Annotated in this window: 19 protein-coding genes and 1 pseudogene; 9 read left to right on the forward strand and 11 right to left on the reverse strand. The window is 49.2% G+C overall.

Annotated features, from left to right (window positions below; genetic code table 11):
* Positions 1 to 126: 126 nt before the first annotated feature.
* Positions 127 to 1,500: pseudogene (gene nagE, locus C9J03_RS23065) on the reverse strand (N-acetylglucosamine-specific PTS transporter subunit IIBC); the annotation flags it as partial.
* 234 nt (positions 1,501 to 1,734) lie between these two features.
* Between nagE and C9J03_RS23070 the strand changes: the two are divergent.
* The gene (locus C9J03_RS23070) at positions 1,735 to 2,628 is read left to right on the forward strand and encodes a LysR substrate-binding domain-containing protein (RefSeq protein ID WP_044621825.1); all 894 of its coding nucleotides are present in this window, start codon (positions 1,735 to 1,737) and stop codon (positions 2,626 to 2,628) included.
* A gap of 424 nt (positions 2,629 to 3,052) precedes the next feature.
* Positions 3,053 to 4,582 (forward strand): hypothetical protein, encoded by a 1,530-nt coding sequence (locus C9J03_RS23075; RefSeq protein WP_044620651.1) that lies wholly within the window; start codon positions 3,053 to 3,055, stop codon positions 4,580 to 4,582.
* Between the two features lie 141 nt (positions 4,583 to 4,723).
* Here the strand turns inward: C9J03_RS23075 and C9J03_RS23080 are convergent, their stop codons facing one another.
* Entirely contained in the window at positions 4,724 to 5,620 is an 897-nt protein-coding gene (locus C9J03_RS23080; RefSeq protein WP_044620652.1) for a LysR family transcriptional regulator, read from the reverse strand.
* 158 nt (positions 5,621 to 5,778) lie between these two features.
* Between C9J03_RS23080 and C9J03_RS23085 the strand changes: the two genes are divergently transcribed.
* Complete coding sequence (locus tag C9J03_RS23085; protein ID WP_044620653.1) at positions 5,779 to 7,035, forward strand: D-amino acid dehydrogenase; 1,257 nt, start codon at positions 5,779 to 5,781, stop codon at positions 7,033 to 7,035.
* A gap of 287 nt (positions 7,036 to 7,322) precedes the next feature.
* On the opposite strand, the gene C9J03_RS23090 is transcribed toward C9J03_RS23085, so the two are convergent.
* From C9J03_RS23090 to C9J03_RS23100, 3 genes are all read right to left on the reverse strand, one after another.
* Positions 7,323 to 7,505 carry a hypothetical protein gene (locus C9J03_RS23090; protein ID WP_044620654.1) on the reverse strand — a complete coding sequence of 61 codons (183 nt, stop codon included), beginning with the start codon at positions 7,503 to 7,505 and terminating at the stop codon, positions 7,323 to 7,325.
* A gap of 186 nt (positions 7,506 to 7,691) precedes the next feature.
* Complete coding sequence (aguA, locus tag C9J03_RS23095) at positions 7,692 to 8,783, reverse strand: agmatine deiminase (RefSeq protein WP_044620655.1); 1,092 nt, start codon at positions 8,781 to 8,783, stop codon at positions 7,692 to 7,694.
* A 16-nt stretch (positions 8,784 to 8,799) separates the two neighbouring features.
* Positions 8,800 to 10,224: an APC family permease gene (locus C9J03_RS23100; RefSeq protein WP_044620656.1), complete on the reverse strand. Its 1,425-nt coding sequence runs from the start codon at positions 10,222 to 10,224 to the stop codon at positions 8,800 to 8,802.
* 276 nt (positions 10,225 to 10,500) lie between these two features.
* On the opposite strand from C9J03_RS23100, the gene arcC reads away from it, so the two are divergent.
* The 5 genes from arcC (at position 10,501) to C9J03_RS23125 (ending at position 15,474) form a co-directional block, all read left to right on the forward strand.
* On the forward strand, positions 10,501 to 11,415 hold the full coding sequence (gene arcC, locus C9J03_RS23105; protein WP_044620657.1) for a carbamate kinase: 915 nt from the start codon (positions 10,501 to 10,503) through the stop codon (positions 11,413 to 11,415).
* 8 nt (positions 11,416 to 11,423) lie between these two features.
* Positions 11,424 to 12,038 carry a TetR/AcrR family transcriptional regulator gene (locus C9J03_RS23110; protein WP_044620658.1) on the forward strand — a complete coding sequence of 205 codons (615 nt, stop codon included), beginning with the start codon at positions 11,424 to 11,426 and terminating at the stop codon, positions 12,036 to 12,038.
* Between the two features lie 285 nt (positions 12,039 to 12,323).
* Positions 12,324 to 13,370 carry a putrescine carbamoyltransferase gene (gene ptcA / locus C9J03_RS23115; RefSeq protein WP_044620659.1) on the forward strand — a complete coding sequence of 349 codons (1,047 nt, stop codon included), beginning with the start codon at positions 12,324 to 12,326 and terminating at the stop codon, positions 13,368 to 13,370.
* A 153-nt stretch (positions 13,371 to 13,523) separates the two neighbouring features.
* Entirely contained in the window at positions 13,524 to 14,081 is a 558-nt protein-coding gene (locus tag C9J03_RS23120) for a hypothetical protein (RefSeq protein WP_044620660.1), read from the forward strand.
* A gap of 214 nt (positions 14,082 to 14,295) precedes the next feature.
* Positions 14,296 to 15,474, forward strand: a complete 1,179-nt coding sequence (locus tag C9J03_RS23125) for a patatin-like phospholipase family protein (protein ID WP_052829569.1) — start codon at positions 14,296 to 14,298, stop codon at positions 15,472 to 15,474.
* Here the strand turns inward: C9J03_RS23125 and C9J03_RS23130 are convergent.
* Genes C9J03_RS23130 through C9J03_RS23150 form a run of 5 tightly spaced genes read right to left on the reverse strand, consistent with a single transcriptional unit; the run spans position 15,471 to position 20,053 of the window.
* Complete coding sequence (locus C9J03_RS23130; protein ID WP_044620661.1) at positions 15,471 to 15,809, reverse strand: cytochrome C oxidase subunit IV family protein; 339 nt, start codon at positions 15,807 to 15,809, stop codon at positions 15,471 to 15,473. The genes C9J03_RS23125 and C9J03_RS23130 overlap by 4 nt on opposite strands.
* A 25-nt stretch (positions 15,810 to 15,834) precedes the next feature.
* Positions 15,835 to 16,533 (reverse strand): heme-copper oxidase subunit III family protein, encoded by a 699-nt coding sequence (locus C9J03_RS23135; RefSeq protein ID WP_044620662.1) that lies wholly within the window; start codon positions 16,531 to 16,533, stop codon positions 15,835 to 15,837.
* Between the two features lie 15 nt (positions 16,534 to 16,548).
* On the reverse strand, positions 16,549 to 17,139 hold the full coding sequence (locus tag C9J03_RS23140) for a cytochrome c oxidase subunit 3 (RefSeq protein ID WP_052829570.1): 591 nt from the start codon (positions 17,137 to 17,139) through the stop codon (positions 16,549 to 16,551).
* The gene (gene ctaD / locus C9J03_RS23145) at positions 17,136 to 18,920 is read right to left on the reverse strand and encodes a cytochrome c oxidase subunit I (protein WP_044620663.1); all 1,785 of its coding nucleotides are present in this window, start codon (positions 18,918 to 18,920) and stop codon (positions 17,136 to 17,138) included. Before ctaD ends, C9J03_RS23140 begins: the two co-directional genes overlap by 4 nt.
* Positions 18,920 to 20,053 (reverse strand): cytochrome c oxidase subunit II, encoded by a 1,134-nt coding sequence (locus tag C9J03_RS23150; RefSeq protein ID WP_044620664.1) that lies wholly within the window; start codon positions 20,051 to 20,053, stop codon positions 18,920 to 18,922. The genes ctaD and C9J03_RS23150 overlap by 1 nt, the downstream gene beginning before the upstream one ends.
* 290 nt (positions 20,054 to 20,343) lie before the next feature.
* Between C9J03_RS23150 and C9J03_RS23155 the strand changes: the two genes are divergently transcribed.
* Entirely contained in the window at positions 20,344 to 21,258 is a 915-nt protein-coding gene (locus C9J03_RS23155; RefSeq protein ID WP_044620665.1) for a DUF808 domain-containing protein, read from the forward strand.
* Between the two features lie 57 nt (positions 21,259 to 21,315).
* Here C9J03_RS23155 and C9J03_RS23160 read toward each other — a convergent pair whose 3' ends face one another.
* A complete protein-coding gene (locus C9J03_RS23160) occupies positions 21,316 to 24,927 on the reverse strand; it encodes an ImpA family metalloprotease (RefSeq protein WP_052829571.1) in 3,612 nt (1,203 codons plus the stop codon).
* Positions 24,928 to 25,234: the final 307 nt, after the last annotated feature.

A 25,234-nucleotide genomic window follows, 5' to 3' on the forward strand; every position in this document is an offset into this window, starting at 1 on the left:
CCCCCACTCATCAATCGGATACCTAACCCCCTCTGAATTTGCAGTACTAACACGTTCAGGGCTAAACAACAGCAATGTAACTGACATTACTAAAGAGGTGCTGGATTAGTTATTGGGGGCAGGTCAGATGGTCACCACACCGGCAGCGCCTAGTGCTTTTATGGCTTCTTTGTCCGCAATGGAAGAGTCTTTTACCGTCAAGCGTAGGCGGGTAATGCAGTTATCTACCTCTAGGATATTCTCCTTACCGCCGATAGCCGCGATGTAGGCATTGGCCAGTTCGCCCATATCATCCTTGTTGATACCTGTTTGCTCAACTTCGCCACGTCCCGGTGTCATCAGGTTGAATTTGGTGATAGTCACGCGGAATACGCTGTAGTAAAGACCAAAGAACACAAGACCTTGAACAATCAGCATATACCACTTGGTTGCTAGCGGGTTCTGGCTCGATAGAACCAGGTCGACAAGGCCTGCTGAGAAGCCGAAACCTGCCATCCATTCCATACTTGCTGCGATGTACATCGAGATACCGGTTAGAACTGCATGGATCAGGTAGAGCACAGGGGCAACGAACATGAAGCTGAATTCAAGTGGCTCTGTGATACCAGTAAAGAAGGAGGCCATCGCCGCAGCCAGCATAATAGAGAAGACTTTGTCCTTATTTTGCTTGTCGGCACAGTGATAGATAGCCAATGCAGCACCCGGTAGACCAAACATCATAATAGGGAAGAAGCCCGCTTGGTACATACCGGTTTGGCCGACGACGGCTGTACCATTGGCAATAGATTGTGCACCGCCAAGGAAGTTCGGGATGTCATTGATACCGACAACATCAAACCAGAACACAGGATACAAGGCATGGTGCATGCCAATAGTCAGCATCAGGCGGTTGAAGAAGCCGAACAAGCCTGCGCCCAGCGCACCCATGGATTGAAGTTGGGTACCAAACGCAATTAGCGCATCATAAATAACCGGCCAAACGAATAGCAACACGCTGGCAAGTATGATACCGGCAATAGAGGTGAGGATCGGAACCAGGCGTTTGCCGCTGAAGAAAGCCAGTGCTTTTGGCAGTTCGACTTCATGGAATCGATTATAGATTTCAGCCGAGACGATACCAACAAGGATACCTACAAACTGATTGGCAACCTTATCGAAAGCCGCAGGTACGGTATCGGCAGGGATCCCTTGAAGCTGGGCAACGACTGCCGGGGAAAGTAGGGTTGTAAGCACCATAAAGCAGACATAACCGGACAATGCAGCGGCACCGCTTTTATCTCGACTAAGGCCAAAGGCAACACCAATAGCAAAGAGCACTGCCATGTTATCTATTATGGCTGCGCCTGATTTAATAAGTAATGCTGCCGCGACGCTTTCAGAACCCCAGCCGACAGGGTCCATCCAATAACCAATTCCCATTAGGATAGCAGCAGCAGGTAGGGTTGCTACTGGTACCATCAGGGCCTTACCGACCTTTTGTAGATATCCAAGTATATTCATGATTTACCTTGTTATTTTGTGAGATAAAGAAACTTTTTCAGGCAGCACAATCGCATCCTGCAGTCCACTTGCCAGAGATGAACCGTGAATTTATGGGGTGTAATAGTCGGAAAATTCTGGGCAGCGGACAAACGAAAAGTGCAGTACAATGCATTAAAATATTTAATAGATAGATGTGGCAGGAATGGTGGACGGGTGGAAAAAGTAGAACGAAAACAACAGTTACTGGCCAACATGCATTCATTTAGCGTGGTGGCTAAGTACCTGAGTTTTACCAAAGCGGCCCAGGAGCTGAACTTAACCCAAGGGGCGGTAAGTCATCGGATTAAAAACCTAGAAAAGCAGTTGGGCTTTCCGTTGTTTGTAAGGTTGACCCGCCGAATGGAATTGACGCCGGAAGGGGAAAGGTTGCTTCTGACCTTGAATCAGTCGTTTGAGAGTATTTTCAGCGAACTTGAAGACATCATCAGTAATGATTTGAGTGGTGAGCTCTATATCGGTACATCTCCTGCGTTTGCCACTAGCTGGTTAATGCCGCGAATTGGCAAGTTCCGCGAGCAGTATCCGCAGCTCAATTTGCGGCTGAAGGTAAAAGGCTACCGACCTGATTTTAAGTATGAACCGCTCGATGCCGCTATTTTTTACAGCAGTGGACATTATCCAGACTGTTACAGTTCTCGGTTGTTTGATGAACGACGTATCCCCGTATGCTCGCCTCACTATGCGCGGCAGTTTGAACTGAATAACGGTGATATATCCCAGTTGGAGGAGGTGACCTTTATCCATGGCGAACGCTCGCAAATTTGGTCCCGTTGGTTTGAAAAGATGGGGAAGGATATTAATTGTTACCGTAAGACATGCACCTTTAATCTCTATGAGCACGACATTATGGCGGCGAGGCAGTCACTCGGTGTCGCAATGGGGCGTCTTCGCTTTGTCTTGCCCTATTTGAAATCGGGTGAGCTTGTTGCGCCATTTGAGTCGATAAATAACGGTTTAGGCTATGACTTGGTGTGCCCGGAAGGTATGCAGAGGCGACCTAAATTCCAGGCTTTTGCCCGTTGGCTTGCTGAGGAAGTCGAGCAAGAAAATCACTTTGATCTCGATAGCGCGGACATACCCAGATAAACTGCAATTTGAACATATAAATATGTCCAAATGTTAAATTGATTAGCGCATCACAGATTGTTTCCGTTTGTGAAAGGGGCACACTTACTTGTGAAATTATGCACTAGAAGTCTTTGGTGGGTGGTCAAATTTATTTACTTACTAAAAATAAAGGGCTTTTTCTCAACCTAAGGACAATATCTAACAGGGTGTAGTTTCATATAAATAAAACCTAACCGTTTTTACTTAAACAGTAACGATTGAATTGCACTGTAACACTTTTGATGTAGTGATAGCCGTTTTAGTTATTCCACAATATGCTAGGGCTCCAAACGTTGTTTGGTGCCTTTTTTTTGAGCGCAAGGTTCAATGAGCAAGCAAGGATGCTTACAGGTAAATAAGTCTAATTACCGCTTATTTATGAGCGGCTTTATTTGGAGTTTTGATGGAAAACTTATCCTATCTAGTGGCTTTCAATCACTTGTTTTTCTCCATGGTTGCTGTAGTTATCATGGTTTTACTTGCACGTACCGTCGTTGCGGGCACTAAGTACTCAGCAGTATTGATGATCGTAGTTTTCGGCCTGCTGATGGGTACGCTATTTGTGGAAAGTGGGCTTGCTCAACCTGGTTTGAGTGATTTTCCTGTTATTGTGCTGCTGGGGCAGACCACAGTGATTGCGCTTATTGCGTCCTTCTTTGTGGGGGGACAGGAAATCCGCCGCTTGTTGATGAAGCAACTGGGCTCTGTTGAAAGCTTAGTTGAACCGGGCAAACATGAAGTCTTTGTTGGTACGACGAGTACACAGTTGGTTTATGTGATCCGTGCTTTCGTGCTGCTGATGAGTATCGAAATGGTTTCTGCGCTGATCTCTGGTCGCAGTGGCTCGCACCCTCTCGGTGAGTCTTACATGGCGCTTGCATATGTCGGCATGACGATCTCTCTGATCCTGATTGATAGCAAAGCGAAAATTGCCAACAGGCGCAGTTACCTAACGCGCGGTGTGGTTGAAGTTATTGCCATTATTGCGGTATTGATTGTTTCGCTACGTATTTCGCAGTTGGTTTCGGGCTTTATCGGCCTGCCACAGATTTTCTTTGCGATGGTACTTTCTTCAGGGCTAGGTATGGCAATGCCCAAGTGGAAGTTGGGCCCAACCATGAACGCGCTACTCTTTGCCGGTATTCCAGTGGTGCTAACCGGTAGCTTCCTCGTGGGCGGCTCGCACATGATGGAAGCGTTTAATATCCCTGGCCTACAAAGCGTGATTGTATACGGTTTTGCTGGTCAGATGTTCTGGATGTTCGGTGGTCTGGCTATCCTTATTTTCCTAGCGAAAGCAAATCACGTTCGTAACCTGGCACCAGGTATGGCCGGGGGCCTATCGCACTCAGGTTTGACCGGCGCGTGTACAGCGGGCGACCTTGGTGCCACCGCGGCAGGTCGAGCTCCGATCATGATTAACGTGCCTTTCCTTGGCCATATCTTTGTATTTACTATCCTGGCCGCGAGCGCTGAAAGCGGCGTTCTTCTGGTGCAATGGGTGATACCTCTCGTTCTTGTTGGTCTGGGCTGTGTATATCTTGCAACCAAGAATCTGCGTAAGGCTGATGGCAACGATGAGATGGAAATCAAAGGCTTGATGCAGTTCTCATTCGGCTGGCAGATCACCGCTGTATTCGGTAGCTTTACCATCCTGCACTTTGCGGGTATGCCAATCGAGAATGCCTCAATGGCAGCGGCATCTGGCCTATCTCACTTTGGTTTGTTTGCAGCTACTCAGGGCGGCATGTTCGGTGCCGAAGCGGCTAGCATGATCACATTTATCTTTGCGACGCCATTCCTGGTTCACCCGCTGGTCTTTGGTCTGTTTGGTAAAGCTGCAGAGAACGGTGGTGAGATGGTTAGCAAAGCAGTAATGGCTGTCTTTATCATCGGTACCCTGGGTGTGCTTTATTCTGCTATTTCAGTATAAACACATCCGTTACTTGCTCGCCTTGTAACTTAGCAGCCTTATAACGGAACTAAGTCACCGCCTACCGCTCCCGAGTTGAGCTTATGGCGGTGACTTTTTTTAATCTATTTTTGGGTCTTCTATTTTGATTTTGCTGCCTTTTCAACGATTGGTCTGGATTGTGATGGTTTGACTTAACCACTGGCAAAAGCACTCAACAGCGAATGTATTGTGCTGCCGGTAGAGGAAATAGCCGGCATTGGCCTTAATGGCGGAATAGGGGGCAACTAGGCGATTTTGCTCTATTTCATTCCCTAGTAGCGCCTGCCTAGCAAGGGCGACGCCAAGTCCGGCCTCGGCGGCTGCCATCGCCATATCGGTGCGGTTGAAATAATGCCCCTGCGGTAAATGGGAGAGCTTTAGCCCGATCGAATCGAACCAGACCTGCCATTCCTGATCTTTCTGCGCACCCTGCCACGGCATCGCATCGTGCAGCAAAGTGACTTCTTGCCATATGTTTTCTGATTGCCAATTGAAGTTATTGAAATACATCGGGCTCATGACTGGGATAAGGTGTTCTTCAAGCAACAGTTCACCGTTGTTTGTATCAGCACCGAACTGGCAGTAATCAATCACCAAGTCCACATCATCACATTTGTGATCAACCAGTGCACCATCGGCAAAGGTTTGTACTTTTAGTTCAGGGTATTGGCGGTTGAAGTCATGGAGTTTGGGCACCAACCACTTGAAGGCAAACGAGGGCGTGAGTTTGAGCCGGATCTCCGAGCTGGTTTCCGGTGCTTTTAGCTCTGTTAATACTTGTTTGATTTGCCCAATACTCAGATCAACCACGTTGAACAGCTGCTTGCCACTGTCGGTTAGGGTCAGTCCTCGTGAATGACGATGGAACAAAGTGATATCCAGCCGCTGCTCAAGTTGTTTGATTTGCTGACTTAATGCCCCTGTCGTGAGGTGCAGCTCCTGCGCTGCTTTGGTCAGGCTTTGATGCTTGGCGACCACGGCAAAGGTTGCCAGGCCGGCAAATGTACTTGCTCTCACATTGCACCTCGAACTTGTTGATAGTCGGAGTGTTTAGAATTTCTAAACACAGCCCTTAAATAATATCGATTGTTAGCAGAATGTAAATAAAGGATTCTTGCTCGCACAATAATGCGGTCATAAATCCAGATTGGCTGGAATGATTTACGAGGATTCTGATGAAAGTCATTGTATTGGGTAGTGGGGTGGTGGGGTTGACGTCGGCATGGTATCTGCGCCAGGCTGGCCACGATGTCACGGTAATCGACCGCCAGCCACGCAGCGCAGAGGAAACCAGTTTTGCCAATGCAGGGCAGATTTCTTATGGCTACTCATCGCCTTGGGCAGCGCCTGGCATTCCGGTCAAAGCCATGAAGTGGCTGCTGCAGGAGCACGCGCCACTGAAAATCAAGCCCTCGGTTTCGCCCGAGTTATATCTCTGGGCCAGCAAGATGCTGGCAAACTGCAATACGTCTCGCTATCAGGTCAATAAATCTCGTATGCTGCGTATCGCCAACTACAGCCGGGAGTGCTTAAAGCAATTGCGCAGTGACTTTGATTTGCATTATGAAGGGCGCCAGCAGGGCACACTGCAAGTGTTCCGTACTCACAAGCAATTGGAAGCGGTAGCCAAAGATATTGAATTGCTGGCCGAAAGCGGTACCCGTTACCAGGAGCTCGATGTTGCTGGCTGTATTGCGGCCGAGCCTGCCTTGGCATCGGTAAAAGACAAGCTGGTGGGCGGATTGCGCCTGCCGGATGATGAAACCGGAGATTGCTATCTTTTCTGTCAGCAATTAACAGAGCTGGCCAGGCAAGCGGGGGTGATTTTCAGGTTCGATACCGAAATATCTCGTTTGGTGGTGGAAGATAATCGGATCAGCTCGGTACACACCAGTGTTGGAGAGCTCAGAGCCGATGCTTTCGTGGTGGCGATGGGAAGTTATTCGCCGCAGGTTTTGTCCCAGGCTGGTATTGTGGTGCCGGTATACCCGGTGAAGGGCTACTCGCTAACCATGCCGGTTAAAAACAGCGATGCAGCCCCTATCTCGACGGTAATGGATGAGACCTACAAGGTAGCGATGACTCGATTTGACGATAGGATCCGAGTTGCCGGTACCGCAGAGCTCGCAGGATTTGATTTGGGCTTGGCCGAGAAACGCAAAGCTACTATTGCTATGGTGATTCAGGATTTGTTCCCGCAAGGCGGCGAGATAGAAAAAGCCGAGTACTGGACAGGGCTAAGGCCGATGACGCCTGACGGCACGCCGGTGATAGGTAAAACCCCGATAAAGAACCTGTTTACCAATTCCGGTCACGGGACGCTGGGCTGGACCATGGCGTGTGGTTCGGGCAAGTTGCTGGCCGACATTATTAGTGGTTCAGAAACGGATATCGATAAGACAGGCCTGGATGTGTACCGCTATATCAACTAAGCCGGAACGCTGATTTTGAAAAGATTATAGCTATTTATCTCTGTTTTTGTCTTTGTTGCGGTTCATGAATTTTTCGATGTAGTGTATCGCAATGAAGCAGATAGCCGCTGCGAGCAATAGGATGATTAATATTTGAGTATTGAAATCCATAAGCTCCTCATGAGCCTGTTAGGTAATAGAATTATTATAACCTAGCAGCTTGTCGGATAGCGCTATGTGGGGAGGGAGTGGGTACTTGAACTGTGAAGCCGCTCTATGAAAACGGCTGCACGTTGTATTTTGCTAGCTCAGCAATTGCCTTTTTTGGCTTGGCCTGGTGGGCAGAAGTTACCGTTGCCGTGGCTATGGTGGCCATCTTTGGTTGACGCCTTGATGGTTACACCGTCAAGCTCGCCCTCAACATGGGTGAGTTGGCAACCTGTAAGGGTCACAGAGGTAAATAACGCTAGCAGCAAAGTGATTTTTTTCATCGTCAAAAGAGCTTAAGTAAAACTAGGGCGCGCACTGTATATTTTTCGGGCAGTTGTTGTGTCAGGGGAATGTCAGCGGCAAGTTAGTTTGAACCATAAATGAAAAGCGAGCCTGTACTCACAGGCCCGCTTCAGTATCTATTCATGAAGTTTGGACGGCAGGGACTTCAAATTGAGGCGTGGAGATCAGGCACAGGGAACCTGCTGGGTAATGCAGTGGATGTTGCCGCCCCCCAACAAGATCTCCCGGGCATCAACCCCTGTAATTTTGTAACCCGGATACAGATCGTTGAGCAGATCTTCAACTTCCGAATCTAGCTTCTCATCCAGTAGCGGGTAGACAATTTGATCATTGGTCACCAGATAGTTGGCATAAGATCCGGCCAAACGCTCGCCCGGTGTGCGCTCCATCCCCTCAGATACATCAACACCGCTGGCTTCATTTTCCGAGATGAACAAAGGCCCTGGCATGGGCAACTTATGCACCTTTATTCGGCGGCCTTTGGCATCGGTTTGGGTCTCGAGCACGTCCAGCGCCCGGCGTGAGATGTCATACTGCGGATCATTCTTGTCTTCACACCAGGTCAAAACCACTTCACCGGGGCGGACAACATGGATCAGGTTATCGACATGGCCATTGGTCTCGTCGTTGTACAGGCCGTTTGGGATCCAGACAACTTTTTCTACCGCGAGGTAATCATAAAGCACTTGCTCAATTTCCTCTTTGGAGAGATCTGGGTTACGGCTAGGGTGAAGCAGGCACTCTTCTGTGGTGTAGAGGGTGCCTTCCCCATCTACGTGAATGGAACCGCCTTCGAGAACAATGGGGGCACGGTAGCTGGCATCGCCATGGAACTCACACACTTTCTGCGCAACCGCATCGTCTTTGTCCCAGGGGAAGTAAAGGCCGTCGACCAACCCGCCCCAGGCATTGAAATGCCAGTCGACACCGCGCCTGTGGCCTTGGTTATCAACCACATAAGATGGGCCGATATCCCGCATCCATGAATCGTCAGTGCTCATTTCGATCAAGCGAACATTATCTGGCAGCATCTGGCGGGCGTTTTCAAATTGCTGGGCACTGACCACCATATTCACCGGGGTTGACTGGGAGATGGCTTGTGCGACTTTGACAAAGGTTGATTGGGCCGGTTTACCACCAAAGCGCCAGTTATCGGTGCGCTCTGGCCAAGCCATCCAAACCGCAGCTTGAGGTTCGTGTTCGCCCGGCATTCTGAAGCCGTCTTGTCTTGGTGTTGAATCAATTCGTTTGCTCATGGCTTGACATCCTCTATTAATGGCTATGAGAAGGTTGTTGGCTAGATTGCTCTGCTTGTTCTGCATTCTTTTTGGTAACTGCGAGTTTCAGTAGGTATTCGCCGATACCCACCGTCAGAATGACCCCGATAAGTACTGGTGCACTGTATGTCCAGTTGACGGTCATATCGATAAGTTCAGGGAAGATAAACAGGATCACTGCCTGGGCAATAACGACGAAACAGATGATGCTCAGTACCCACTGCACGCCCAGTCCTCCCGGTACCCGGAAAGGACGCTCTGTTTCTGGGTCGCTGACACGCAGCTTCAGATATGACGGGAACATAAACAGGTAAGGCAGAAGGAAAATACAGCTGGAGAAGGCAAAAACAGACCAGAACAAATCGTCGCTGGTTTGGGCAAAGATGGCGTAGGCCAGGATCACTACGGTCGATAGGATGCCGGTAATGTTGTTGGCACCTACTGGGGTGTCGTGTTTCTCAGACATCTTAGCCACAGCATCAGGGAGTTCACCCTCGTTCGCGGCTTCGGCGGCCGCGCGGCTGGCACCCATGGTCCAGGTCACCATATTGCCGATGAAGGTCAGCAATGCCATGGTGCCAATCAAGTACACCATCATGGTTCCGAAGGTGCCTGTACCAAAGAGCTTGCGTAGCGTGTCGACAATACCGGCAACTAGGCCGATATCCTGTACTGGCAGCGCCATCAGAATGCCTACAGTGCCAAAGACATACAGGAAGGCAGTGATAGCTGCGGCGAGGAAGATAGATTTTGGCATGTCACGCACGTCTTTCATCTCTTTGGTCATGGTCGCGACAAGCTCAAACCCCATCAGGTTGAAAACCAGTGCGGGTAGGAACGCTACCCCGGTATCGAGGCTTGGCATCATGGCAGACAAGGTGAATTCGTTTGCGACACCATGCTCGGCGGCATAGAAGAATCCTCCGAAGCCCAGTACGGCGATAACCGTGACCTTGAGTATGGCCCCGACGTTGGTGACCCATACCCCGACATCAACGGATACATTGCAGATCCAGATGGTTAGCCAGGTCAAGGCAATGCAGATAGCAATCTGCCACATCAGGGAGAGCCCCGGGAAAAAGAGTTCGGCGAACATGCCGGCAAACATGATGTAGACAGCAGGCATCCACAGGCCAACGTTGATCCAGTAAAACCAGGTGGTTCTAACCGCCCATTTATAGCCGAAGGCCTTTTTCACCCAGTCGTAAATACCGCCATCGCCCGGGTAGGTAGTGCCGAGCTCAGAGGTGATTAACCCGTAGGGAATGACGAAAACAATGAGGGTGACCAGCCACCATCCGATAGCACTTACACCAATGGAGGCCGATGCGGTTAAGGTATCGACGACGATAACAGCACATAGGCTAAAGAGGGCGAGACTGCCTACTCCCATCTTTCCGCCTGAGGTTTGTGTTTCCATAATTATATCTCCGTGATTGTTACACGTTATTTATGCTTGATGTCCAATCCTTTATTTCACGGAATAAATCTTATGCCGAAGGTACATCGATATTCGTTATTAGAATCACTTATCGGAGAACATTAATATATGGAAGCCAAAGGCGTGACTCCGACCATAATAAAAATATGGCAATAGAGCGAGGGTGAGAAAATTGATTCTAATCAAATAATGCTGATTATCACTAGCGCTAGATTAATTAACAGCTTCTTGATAATAGATAAGGTGGAATGCGGTATGAAAAATGACAAACCCATTATCGTGGTCGCTGTCGGTGGAAATGCATTGCTACAACGAGGCGAGCAAATGAGCTATGAGAATCAAGCCAACAATATTGATATTGCCTCTGCAGCGTTAGCCAAATTAAGTGAAGACTATAAAGTTGTTATCGTACACGGTAACGGTCCACAAGTTGGATTACTAGCATTACAGAATTTAGCTTATACCGATGCCCCTCCTTATCCGCTTGATGTGTTAGGCGCAGAAACACAAGGGATGATTGGTTATATGATGATGCAGGGTTTGAGGAAATATATGCCCAGCAGAAAGGTGAGTACCATCGTAACCCAAATATCGGTCGATAAAAATGATCCTGCTTTTAGGGATCCCAATAAATTTATTGGGCCGGTTTATGATAAAGAAACCGCGCTGGCGAAATCGACGCAATACGGCTGGCAAATCAAACCGGACGGCGAGTACTGGCGGCGGGTGGTTGCTTCGCCATTCCCCAAGGGAATTGTTGAAATTGATAGTATACGCACATTACTCAATGCCGGTCATACCGTAATATGTTGCGGAGGTGGCGGTTGCCCGGTGATTGACAATGAAGGTGAGATCAATGGGGTGGAAGCCGTGATAGACAAGGACTTTTCTGCCGCAACCCTGGCCAAGCAACTGAGTGCAGAGCACTTTCTTATTCTAACTGATGGCGAGTATGTATGCGTGGACTGGGGGAAACCCACTGAGCAGCCCCTCTATGACGTATCCGTCGATCAAATACAGCAATATACCTTTGCCGCCGGTTCAATGGCCCCTAAGGTTGCAGCCTGTTGTGACTTTGCCAGCCATACATCAGGAATTGGGCATATCGGTTCATTACACAAAGCTTCAGAAATTATGGCAAGTCGTTCTGGTACACATATACACGGATAGGTTATTCAATGCGAAAAGAGTCGACAGAGAAAAGACTTGAGAGGATCCATTCAGCAGCAATTCGTTTGGCATCACAACGGGAGGTGAACGCCATTTCTATTTATGATGTGGCCAAGGAAGCGGCGATCGCAGCATCAACGGTTTACCATCATTACCCGAATATAGAAGCATTGATCTGCGAGTTGATGAACTCGGTATTTGATGACTTTGAAAGAGTGCTGGATAACGCGGTTGTGGCTGAGAATGTCCATCATTGGTCAGATATCAATAGAATGATAGAGCAGAGCTTTGTTGATTATTATCGTTTGGCACCACTGGCCCAGCACACTTTACTGGGGCAGCATACCTATTCATCGGTCAGGCACGCGGATGCCCAAAATGACTTGGTACTGGGAAAGAAAGTCGAACAGATTTACCGGCGGTATTTTTCGCTTCCTGAATTGCCAACAGACGTCAATATATTTGCCATAGCCTTGCAGGTTGCTGATAAGGTCTACTCGATGAATTACCGGGAAAATGGCGATATTGCTCCGGAAATGGCGCGAGAGGCGATTGTGATCACCGAAGCCTATTTGGGAACGTATTTGCCCAAGCAATTGCCAAGGGCGATAACGCTTAATTAAGATAAATTTTTAGTCACTGAATTGAAAACCCACTGTAGTCAATATTGCAGTGGGTTTTTATCGTCTGGAATAAAGATTAAAAAAGAATATCGAAAATCGAACTGATAAAAATATAATTGATGTGACTTGTGTCAATGTAGATGTTCAACTAAAAATAACTATCCCGATTAGTGATTCTAATTTTAGAATCCATTGTTCTTTTTCTAGATACTGATTTCAACCAAGCAAGACACCCCATCGTGATTGCTGGATGAATATATTAACTCTGGTAAAAAGGATACGAAAATGAGACTTCCATCTTCTAGTGCAACCGAACTAAACAAACCAAACCTGCGCCATTTTCTGAAAACTCAGGATTTTACCAAGCAAGAACTTGAAGATATTTTAGAACTGATGGCGATGCTGAAGCAGGCGCGCCGAGACAACGCCGTTCCTCAGCTATTCAAAGGCAAATCGGTCGCGATGATTTTCGAGCAGCCTTCTACTCGTACCCGGGTTTCTTTCGAAACCGCTGCGACAATTTTGGGGGGCCACGCACTGTTCCTATCACCGAAGGATATCCACCTAGGGGCGAAAGAGTCTCTGGAAGATACAGGCCGGGTTCTGTCACGTATGGTGGATGTGATCATGGCCCGCGTTGATGAGCATGATACGGTGGCCGGGCTTGCGAAAAACGCCAGCGTACCAGTTATCAATGGCCTGTGTGATTGGCTGCACCCAACCCAAATCATGGCCGACTTGTTCACCATGAAAGAGCACTTACCAGAAGGCAAAGCGCTGAGTGATTTGACTGTCGCTTTCGTGGGCGATGCGACTAACGTAGCGTCTTCACTGATGTTTGCATGCACTAAGTTTGGTATGACCTTCAAGCACATCTGCCCAGAGCGCTTCAAAGCGCCACAGGAGTGGGTCGAAATTGCGCTGGGTAACTGTGAAACGTCAGGTGGCAAATTGGTTATTACTGACAATACCGATGAAGTCGCAGGCTGCGATATCATTGTCGCTGACAGCTTCTACTGGTTTGGTCAGGAAGAAGAAAAAGAGATCCGCCTATCGACCTTCATTCCTGAATATGTAGTGACGGAAGAGATGATGGCGAAAGCCGGACCCAATGCCATGTTCATGCACTGCCTGCCAGCCAATGATCAGCGCGAATGTACTCGCGGGGTGATGGAGGCGGATAATTCGCTGATTTTCGATGAGGCTGAGAACCGTCTAACCGCCCAAATGGCCTTGTTGGTGTACTTCACCCACAAAGACATGACCATCCCAACTCCTGAGGTTGAAGCGGCCCACAAAGAGAGAATTGACCGTTTTCTCTCTGCTTTATAACGTTTGCTAGCTAACGATAAACAGCCCGGTGCCTGCACTGGGCTGTTTATCGTTTATATCCATCAGGCAGCAGCAGTTAAACTCCTCACGAATGTGAAAGATGGTTTAAAATTTAATAACAACCCCGTCGAATCGAAATGTCAGGAGGCCCTTATGGTTAGGGTTTTTTACATTAGCGATGACTTAGACGACCTAGAGCTGGTGGAATACGAGTTGGAGCTCAGTGGGCTCGGCCCGTCGCAAATCCATGTGCTCACCGACAATGATGCCGAGGTTGCCAGCCATCAACATCTCCACCCGGTGAAATCCTTTATGCGCAATGACGTTATCCACTCTACTGAGATAGGTGCCGTGATAGGTGTGGTGGTTGCTGCGTTGGTGCTGTTCTTTGCTTATGTGACCGGGGTGGCCGGAAGCGTAGGCTGGTTACCCTTTATCATGCTGGCGATCGTCATGATGGGGTTTATTACCTGGGAAGGGGGGCTGTTTGGCTTCCAGGAGCTGCATTATCAATTCCGGCGCTTCAAGCAGGTACTTCAATCGGGTCGCCATGTGCTGATGGTCGATGTCGAACCTGAGCAAGAAATCATGCTAGCCAATGTGACCTTAGCTCATGATAAGCTCAAACCGGCAGGAACAGGTAAAGCGCCACCGCGTTGGTTGGTTGCCTTCCAAAACCGTTGGGACCGGATGATGCACAGTCTGCCGTAAAGGGTTCGTCGCATTCTAGGATGATCAAAGCCGGCACATGTGTCGGCTTTGATTTGTGTTTTTTCTATATTTTAAGTGCTTTTATGTTCGATGTTTGATTCAGCCATCAGACAGCCAGAGCCAATACAATAATGGCAAGCTACCAAGTAATTATTGCAGCATACAGCCTTTCGGCGTTACTTGGATCGAGTAACGATAAAGAGTGGAGCAAAAAGTGCAGCGCTGGAAATACTTGTTGTTGGTTGTCTTACTCTCTGCCTGCAGTAGCACAGAGCGCAGTGCTGATCCTATCACCTATACCATGATGCCTTTGTCCATTGAGGGTATCCGGATGTGGGATGAGTTTAATCCCGAAGGGTTGAATGCCATGATCCAAGCCAATACTGACAGTTGGATCGAGGAGCATCAGGATAGGCAAAGTCTTAACTACTTGGCATTATCAGGCGGCGGGTTCAATGGGGCATTTTCGGCGGGTATTTTGACCGCATGGACCGAGCGAGGCGATAGACCGCAGTTTGATATAGTAACCGGGATTTCGACAGGAGCCATTGTCTCGGTGTTTGCCTTTCTTGGTAGTGAATACGATGATGTGCTGACTGAGCTTTATACGGAAACAAACTTTTATGATCTGTTTCGTTACAGAAATATTTTTTCCCTCGTGAAGCACCAGTCCGTTCTCGATACCTCGCCGTTTGAGCAAAAAGTCCGCCAAATAGTGACTGATGATTTGGTGGCAGAAATTGCCAACCAGAGTAAAACCGGACGGAGCCTGATCATTGGTACAGCAAACATCGATAACCAGCGCCTAGCCTTGTGGAATATCGGTCGGATAGCCGAGCATGGCTCCCCGCAAGCGACCGCTTTGATCCAAGAGTTGATTATTGCCAGTAGTTCCATACCGGGAGCGTTTCCGGCACGGAAAATTGAGTTCGACCTAGACGGGCAGCAGTTTGATGAGCTGCATGTTGATGGTGGGGTAGTGCGCCAAGTTTTTTTTGCCCCCTCTTGGGTTGATCTGCGCGATATAAAAGTCGAACAAAATATTTATGTAATCCGTAACGGTAGTCTTAAGTCAGAGTTTCAGCCTGTTTCTTATCGGCTGAGTCGGATTAGCGAAAGGGCAATCAGTACCTTAATGCTTAATCAGGGTATCGGCGATGTTGAGCATATCTACCATAATGCCCTTCAGCAGGGCATCAAGTTTAACTTGGCGTACATTGATGAGGACTTCCAGGCTCCGGAGGAGGCATCGCCTTATAGTGGCGAGTTCATGACTGAGTTATATGAATATAGCTACAAAAAAATGCAACAGGGAAACGCCTGGCAGGCGATTCCCCCATCCTTGCCTGAGTTTTACCGTGATGAAGCCGGCGCTTTTTCAGCGAGCGACTAGCTGAAGAACCTTTCTCTAAGCGCGAAGATATAATCAGCTTCGCTGGCCATCAGGCCGATAAGGACGATGAGCACGAGAGGTGGCAGGAATATGGTGCATACCAATGCCATTCGCTCCCACAACATGTGCATGAAAATGCTGGCAATCAGCCCGGCCTTGAGGGCCATAAACAGTATGATCAAACTCCAGCGCAGCAGTCCTTCTAGCTGGTAGTAGTCCACCATATAAGACAGGGCGCTGAGCACAAAAAGCAGTAGCCAAATTCCTAGGTATAGGCTGATAGGGTGTTTCTGCTGTGTTTTAGTTTTAGTATTAGATTTCGCTGAGCTAGCCATATGCGTGTCCTCCTTCAGGAGTTCGCTACCAAAGATAGAAAAACGCAAAGATGAAGACCCAAACAAGGTCGACGAAGTGCCAGTACAAGCCGGCAATTTCAACGATTTCGTAATTTCCTTTTGACTTGTTACCTCGCCGCTCGTAGTCCCCTCGCCATACTTTCCAAGCAACGATGAGCAGATAGATAACACCGACCGTCACGTGTAGGCCATGGAAACCGGTGATCATGAAAAAGCAGGCGCCAAACTGCGCGGCACCGTCTTCGTTACCCCATGGGCGGAAGCCATCTTCTATCAGTTTGCTCCATTCGAATGCCTGCATTCCGACAAAGCTGAGGCCGAACAAGGCGGTGATCAGCATCAGCAATGCGGTGGCGCCGCGCTTTTGCTGGTAGCCACAATTTACGGCCATTGCCATGGTGCCGCTGCTGGTGATGAGGATGAAGGTCATGATGGCGATCAGTACCAGCGGAATAGATTGCCCGGCAATGGTAAGGGCAAAGACTTCACTGGGTATAGGCCAAGGTTCAGTGGTGGTCATTCTTACCGCCATGTAGCCGACGAGGAAACAGCCGAAAACGAATATATCGCTGAGCAGGAATATCCACATCATGGTTTTGTTGCTTGATACATTGAACACTGCCTTGTCGGCAGAGTAGTCATTAACTATCGATGCCCACGCATGGTGGGTGGGATGGTCATCAGAATAAGCAGAACGAGGCATGGGGAACACCTCCTATTACGTTAAACGTAGAAGGCCGAGTAAGAACAGCCAGACAAACAACAAGAAATGCCAGTAGCGGGTGCATAGTCGCAGTGCTGGATAGAGCTGGTTGCGATGGCCGCTTCTGGCGTGGAATACCACCCAGCTAAGCGCAATAAGTCCGCCCAAAACATGCAGAGCATGCAGTCCGGTCAGCAAGTAGAAAAAGCTGGCAGCAGGTGTGCTACCGACATCCAGATTGACCGCTAGTAAGGCTTGCCATGCCCACAATTGGCTAAATACGAAGCCAAGCGTGAAAGCAACCGTCCAAATCAGCAGTGTATGGCTGGCGCGTAGTGAAGGCAGTAGCGCGGCTTTCCGGTAGCACAAATGCATGGTGACACAGCTCATCACCAACATCACAGTACTGACCGCGAGTTGCCAAGGCTCATTGACAGGCTGCCAGTCGGGCAATGACATTCTGATCCGGTAAGCGACGGCAAACAGGAAAAAGAACATGGTGATAACCGCAATTATCAACCAGACTGCAGTTGATGTCGGAGACTGCAGTTGGCTTCTGTAGCGAGCGCCAGGATCTTGGGTCAATGTTTGGACTGGTTTACTCATGAGCGTTCCTTATTGGCTTTTGCTGTCGATTCTCCGCCACTGCCGCCAGAAGGATCGGATGCAGGCTCTTGGGCCGAAGGCTGTGTCTGTGGAATGAAGTCTTTGTCATGGCCGGGTACACTGAAATCATAAGCCCAGCGGTATACGACAGGGAGCGTCTCACCCCAGTTACCGTGCTTCGGTGGTGTGTCGGGCGTAAACCATTCAAGCGATGTCGCTTTCCATGGGTTGCTATCAGCCACCTGGCCAAATTTCCAGCTCCAGAATAGGTTGATCAGGAAGATGATCTGAGCAGCCCCAACCACCAACGCTGCGATAGTGATAAAGGCATTCATGGACTGTGCCGATTCAGGAATGAAACTGTAATCATCCCAGTTGTAATAACGCCTTGGCATCCCGAGGATGCCGAGATAGTGCATCGGGAAGTAAATGGCATAGGTGCCAAGGAAGGTGATCCAAAAGTGAATATGGCCCATGGCCTGGTTCATCATTCTGCCGGTTACTTTCGGGTACCAATGATAGATCCCACCGAAGATAACCAATATTGGCGAGACGCCCATTACCATGTGGAAGTGAGCCACTACGAAGTAGGTATCGGAAAGCGGGATATCAACAATCACGTTGCCGAGGAACAAGCCGGTTAGCCCGCCGATGATAAAGCTGCTCATGAAGGCGATAGCGAAAAGCATCGGCAGGCTGAGGTGAATATCGCCACGCCAGAGGGTGAACAGCCAGTTGTAGACCTTGATGGCCGTGGGTACTGCAATCACCAAGGTGGTGGTGGCAAAGAAGAAGCCAAAATACGGGTTCATGCCACTGACATACATATGGTGGGCCCAAACGATGAAGCTCAGGGCTGCGATGCCCAGTATCGCCCAGACCATCATTTTGTAGCCAAAGATATTCTTCCTGGCATGGATACTGATGAGGTCAGAGACAATACCGAACGCGGGCAGGGCCACGATATACACTTCAGGGTGGCCGAAGAACCAGAACAGGTGCTGGAACAGGATTGGGCTACCGCCGTCATATCCGGCCTGCTGACCCATGGAATAAATGGCGGGCATGAAAAAGCTTGAGCCCAGCAGCTTATCGAACAGCATCATAATCGCGCTGACAAGTAGCGCTGGAAAAGCCAGTAAAGCCATGGCAGAAGCAGTGAAAATACCCCATACCGTCAGCGGCATGCGCAATAGGGTCATGCCCTCAGTGCGGGCTTGCAGCACGGTGGTGACATAATTCAGTCCCCCCATGGTGGCGGCTACAATAAACACCGCCAGCGAGATCAACATCAGCACAATCCCCCAATCAGTTCCGGGGGTGCCGGGCATAATGGCTTGTGGCGGATAGAGGGTCCAGCCTGCTCCTGTCGGGCCGCCAGTGACGAAAAAGCTGGCGACTAAAATGAGTGATGCTAGAAAGTAGAACCAGAAGCTGAGCATATTGAGATAGGGGAAAACCATATCTCGAGCGCCGACCATTAAGGGAATGAGGTAATTACCGAATCCTCCCAAGAATAGGGCGGTAAGTAGGTAGACCACCATGATCATGCCGTGCAGGGTCATCGACTGGTAATAAAGGTTGACGTCAATAAAGTCGAACTTACCGGGGAAACCGAGCTGCAGACGCATAATCCAAGACAACACAAGGGCTATCATCCCCATGGCAATGGCCGTCAGCGTGTACTGGATGGCAATAACCTTATGGTCTTGGCTCCAGACATATTTGGTCCAGAAAGATTGTGGACGCTTCTTCACTGCGTAGGGGCTGGTTTCAAACATTATTGTGCTCCCTCGTTATCGCCTTTGGGTGATGATACCGCCTTGATATAGGCGATGATGGCGTCCACTTCCTCATCGTTAAATTGGTAGACCGGCATGATAGCCGGATAGCCTTTTACAATTTCCGCGTTGGCGTTGAGAATCGCGACTTTGAGATATTCATCGTCAACCAGCACTTTCGTATCATCAGACAGGATTTCGGTTTTGCCATAGAGGCCGAGCCATGTTGGGCCGACACCCGGTTTGCCGTCTATGCTGTGGCATCCGATACAGCCATTCACTTCAGAGAGGGTTTTGCCATGCTCGACAGGATCGGTAACTGGCCCATCCCTTTCTGAAGCAGGCTGCTGGGTTTGGGAAAAGGTCGGTTGTTTGGCTAGCCAGCGGCCAAATTGGGCATCGTCTTCGACCACCACCCTGCCGCGCATATTGAAGTGGCCAACACCGCACAGCTCTGCGCATAAAATATCAAAGGTGCCGCGTTGGGTGGGGGTGAGCCAAAAATAGCTGACGCTGCCGGGCACCATATCCATCTTGGCGCGAAATTGCGGGACGTTGAAATCATGCAGGACATCTTTGGATCTCAGCAGCACCTTGTAGGGTGAGTAGAGTGGTAAGTGCAATTCAGGGCTTAAGATGATTTTGTCATCGCTGGAGGCGGGATCATCAGGATCCAGTCCTAACGGGTTCGTTGGGCTGATAAAGCGCACGTCCGACTTCCCCAACTGGTTATCCTCTCCCGGGAAGCGAAAGCTCCATTTCCATTGTTCGCCGACCACTTCTACTTCTTTGGCGTCATCTGGCACAGCGACGAATTTGCCATAAACCACTAAGCCGGGTGCCAACAGCCCGATAATCGCAACAGTGGTCAAACCGATAAGCCAAGCTTCAAGGCGTTTGTTGTCGGGCTGGTAAGTGGATTTGTGCCCTTTGCGGTGGCGATACTTGAACACAAACCAGGCAATCATCAGGTTAATGACAATGAAGAATGCACCGGTGATCACCAAAGTCAGGTTGAAGGCATTGTCTATCTCGCCCCAGTTGGAGGCGGCAGGGGTCAGCCACCACGGGCTGAGAAAATGAAAGGCAATGGATGCCACAACTATCACTATCAAGACAATGGCAATCGCCATGAGCTTTTCACCTCGCAAATCGGTAAGCTCGCTTCCATGATAATGAAATGTGACTGAAAGAGTTCCCAAAGCAGCGACGGGTTGGGTTATCGCTGAATAATATCTATCTCGCCAAGAGGCTGATTAATGGTAATATCTTGTTACATTCTAGCGGGGGATCCTCAAAGCCGCGAGATCTTCAATGAATTTCTTATTCTGAAGCTGTTTCATGTTCGCTTCATCGCGGTGGCTAGAACCCATAATTTTTCACTACAGTTAATCTGAACGATAAAGACAAAAAGAGGTGCTTAGTGGCCGGAGCGAGCTTATTAACCCTGTTAGATGATATTGCCACTGTGCTCGATGATGTGGCTATCATGAGTAAAGTGGCAGCCCGCAAAACCGCCGGGGTGCTGGGAGATGACTTGGCATTGAATGCCCAGCAGGTATCGGGGGTACGTGCCGAGCGTGAAATCCCCGTGGTGTGGGCCGTCGCCAAGGGATCGTTTCGCAATAAGTTGATTCTGGTGCCTGCGGCATTGTTGATCAGTGCCTTTGCGCCCTGGCTGATCACTCCGATGCTACTGGTCGGCGGCCTGTTCCTCTGTTTTGAAGGGTTCGAAAAAGTGATGGAGAAGGTGTTTCATCCGCATCGGCCAGAGGACAGTGACGAGTTCGAGCAGATGGATGCGGCAGAGGATCTGGTCGAGTTTGAGAAAAAGAAAATACAAGGGGCTATAAGGACTGATTTTATTCTCTCGGCCGAGATTATTGTGATCGCCCTTGGTACGGTGCAGGAGTCGGCTATGCTGACCCAGGTGCTGGTGGTTAGTGTGATTGCCCTGCTTATGACCATTGGTGTTTATGGCCTAGTGGCCGGTATCGTCAAGCTTGATGATCTTGGCTTGTACCTTGCCCGAACGAGTGAGGCGGGTTCCTTCAAACGCGGAATCGGTGAATCGCTGATCAAGGCGGCCCCTTATCTGATGAAGAGTCTGGCGGTTGTCGGCACGATTGCCATGTTCTTGGTGGGGGGAGGGATCGTGGTGCACAGTGTGCCGCACTCCCATTTCTTGATAGAGCACCTGACGCACCAAGCTTCAGAAGTCCCTGGTGGTGCCTTGATGCTTCCTGCGTTTGTCAATGCGGCGATTGGCCTGTTCAGTGGGGCCGTGGTGTTATTTGTGGTAACCATTTACCGCAGGATCAGAGACGCGGTGGCTTAAAGATCATAAAGAAACCGCCGCACTCATTTTGAGTGCGGCGGTTTTTTGTTGCAGTGGCTATGGCTGGCTATAGGCCATAATGCCACTGATATTAATATATTGATTGTTAGACTCTAGCCGTATATAGCGGATCTGAGATGTTGGCAGATCATGGCGGTCATCGAATATCCACTCATCTTGAATTCCCAGCGGACCTGAGTTCCAAACTGAATTTCTCGAGCCGTCGAGCAATTGCAGCGTGATATTTTCTGTGCGGGACTGACAACAATCCGAGCGGTTGGTCAGGATGATTGCGCTAATTGGCAAGCTTGCTTCGAGATCCACTTCAAGCCATTCTGAACTGCCACGCTGTGAGTGGACGAAAGTGGATGACTTGCCGTCGACGGCATGGCTTGCAGGGAAGCGGCTTTCATCGTAATAACTGGATATCGTCACCGGTTTACCAAAAGCCACATCTGTCCCTTCGCCAGGATCGATACCAGACCATCTCATGGTGCCATTGACAGGCAGCACAGGTTTATCTAGGCCGTAGCAGTAATCATTGCCGTCAGCTTGGTAGTATTGAAGCATGGCTTGGGCAAAGTCATGTTCGGCCAATTGCAACCGCGCCTTCTCGGAGACTGAGATCCCCCACATGTTCAAATAGTCACCATAGTCGAGGCGGGTAACATAGGAAATGCCAATTGCGAGCCAGTCGTTATTGCTGATGGATTTTATTTCATCATAAGAATACTGGCTGAATCCCAAGTTATCTCTGCGGAGCAACCATTCGGACTCATTCTTTTTGGCCCGGTTAAATTCACGTTCCAAGATATGAAGTCGTGCCAGTAGGTGCCAGCCGTCTTGAAGCACGCCTTGGGCTTGGGCGGCCATCATCATCTGGATATAGATGGCAACACCATGATTCCATTTTGTTAAGTTGGCTTGCTGCATATAGGCAAAAGGATCTGGCTGATTCTGTGCTGTCTGCAGCGTTTCATACATGGATTTAAAAGGAAGTTTCTGGCAGCTTGGGGCTTCTCCTGTTTGCTTGAAGAATTGGGTTTTTGAATAGTACGAATAAGGGTTGGTACTGGCATGGCCTTCCCAGCCACTGAAGCGGAAACGTCCTTTTTCTAAGCCGTGGCCGAGTTCGTGGATATCACCATGGCCGGTTGGGCTAAAGGCCCAGCCCGCATCATAGGGGTTGCCCGAGCAGCCATAGCCGCAAGTCGGCTGATCCGCATTCATATGCTTGACGATGGCATGGCTGTCGATTGTCCAACCCTTCTGGGCCGCAAAATCATGAATTTCTGGGATCTGGGTGATACCGTCTCCCTGGAAACCTGCCAGTACGTGTGGGTAGTCATGAATGTATGCATCAATTGCGCTGGCTAAGTTTTCCGCGGTTGTCCAGTTGGCATCTGACAAAGTGGACTTCATCTTCGACATGGTCGAGTGCACTTCAAAGTAGGGAGTGGCCACCTCAGCCCAATCAAATTGCTCTTGCTCCATTGCCTGGGCAAAGCTGATGTTGTCTTCGCTGCTTCGCCAATGAGGGTGGCGGCCAATTTGCTTGAACGCCAGCTCAACGGGTAATCCTGCCTCACCACTAAATCCGACTTGCACCGGCCCGCCGTAAGGCGACGTTAGCTTGAGGGTTTCACCCGGCAGTAAGCTAATTTTCACTGACTGGAGGTACTTCGGCCGTTTGTAGCCCCCGGAGGAGAATGGCTTCGAAGCTGATGAGCGCAACGAATTGACAAACACTGTGGTATTGGCTGCGGCATTATCATCAAGGCGCGTTACTTCAAATGTTTGTCCCGGCAGGGCGTAAACACCGGCAGACTGGAAATGAGCCTTGCTTGTCAGTGTTACAGTCCGGTCGCTTGGTGTGATATGGCTGAAGTCACCGCGGCTAAAGTTGCCAAGATCCGGCTGTGCAGGGCTGAGGTCACGGTAATTGTATTGAACGTGGTCGGCATAATAGGCTTCCAGGAAGCGGGTGGTATCGCTCGAGGCCATGTCCATTGGAAATGAAACGGACTGGCGGAAATAATCGGCGAGCAAGATCAGCAGTTTCTGGTACTTATATCCTTCTAGTGAGAATAAGTCGGTCTTGTTGCTGTCTAGGCCGTTGGCCATGTTCCTGACAAGGGTCGCTGCGTCTTGGAATTCAGTTTTGAAGCTGTCGACGTTTGAACAACTTGAATCACATTGGCTTAAATCACTGGTAAAGCTTTGATCGCGGAAATGCGAGACCATGGTTTTGACTTTTTCGACATCGTCAGGCAGTAGTCCTTGTCTAGCTGTAATATCAAAACCTTTCAGCCCTAGCTTTTTCCAGTAATTATCCCATTCGTAACTGACATTGAAGAGCTGGAATAGCAGTTTGCCCAGTGCGGTCTGGTTGCCGTCATGATGGAGATACATAACGGGGATCCCTTGTGCCTGCGCAGCTTGCACTTGCTCAGCAATGATCTCGGCGTCTTCCCCGCTGCGAAGGTACTGGGAAACGATCAATAAATCAGTTTCTGGGGTGATACAGCCGTTAAGTGCCGTGCCATTGCAACTTCTGGCCGGATTGTAAGTGACGCTATCGGGAAAGCGGTGATCTAGCCAGTTACGCGTCGCACTTTCATCGGGGAAGTAATAGCCATTCTCCATCTGTGCAATAACAATGTTCAGCCCGCCAGAAAGAATATCACTGGGTGTTTTACCGGTTAGCCACTGAATACTGTTTTCAACAAAAGCCTCTGTTTGTTCATTGGTTTCAAAACCACGCTGCCAAGTTCGCATGGGGTTGGAGCCGAGCACTAAATAGCGGCTGTTGTCTGTTTCACCAACAATACCGATGGCTTTTTCATACACCGTCTTACCCGACACATAGACATCGTTGGTGTACAAAATGGCTTCGTTGACTCCATAGGTAGGAATAAACGTGCTGGCATCGTGAGTTGGGTCCCATGATAGGTTGGTTAAGCTGCTGCCGTCTTCTTTGGCATGCCCATCAGGCGTGAGGTTGAAAATGGCATTTTTTGCCTCTTGATATTGCGTGCTGTTAGCTTCAATGACATTGAGGATCGCTTGCAGCACCGATTCCCTATCTGGAATGAGAAGGGCATTTCCAGATTCAACGGCGGCGTCCACGGGATCAGGGCAGCCTGATGTCACGGCATAGAAGCTTGCTTGAGGGGCGTAGCTATTGACAGGTTGGTAGGCCAGGAAGCATCCACTATGCGATTTTTGTGCCTGTTGGGTGAAGTCTGACGGCAAGCTTTTATCAACGAAGAAGTCAGGCCATTTGTCCAGCTGAACAACACCGGTATGGTAATTGTCGATATCGATGCCAGCCAGTTGGCTGAAGAAGTTAGTTTGGCCGCCTTCATTGCGATAAATGGGGGTAGAAAAGCGGACTGGGGCGCCATAACGAACATATACCTTGGTATCGTTTACGTTGACAAAATAGTACCCAGCGATTGGGTCCCAGTTTGGGTGCCCTCCGCAGCTGTAGGAGCAATCGCCTAATTCGGTGATACCAGCACTTTGAGAAGCCATATAGACCTCGCTCAGCGCTTGATTTGCCTGTACAGCAAGTTGTTCAAGTTCAATGGTGAGAGGGGCGGCAAGGGCTGACGAGCAGCCTATCGCCCAAACCCCAAGCGTAAGCTGGCAGAGTTGTTTTTTCATGGATAATTCCCTTATCGATTTAAAGAGGGGGGGGGTAATGTAAAATAATTATGTTTTTATTCAGTGGTTTACAGTGAGAGAAAATATCTCCTAGGCTTAAGGCAAAGGTGTATGTTGCTTTTATTTATAATGTTAATGGAATGGTGTGAGTAAACCAGTGCTATTCTGTGAGCTTGCTTCATAGACTGATTGATTGTATGGATAATTGGGCGAAATGTTATTTGTTGAGGTTTGTTTTTGGGCTCGGTGAGAAGGTTGCCAGAAAAGAACATAATCATACCGGGACTCTCTTGGTCAGATAAATTGT

Origin of the sequence: Photobacterium gaetbulicola (assembly GCF_003025515.1) — a bacterium.
GTDB lineage: Bacteria > Pseudomonadota > Gammaproteobacteria > Enterobacterales > Vibrionaceae > Photobacterium > Photobacterium gaetbulicola.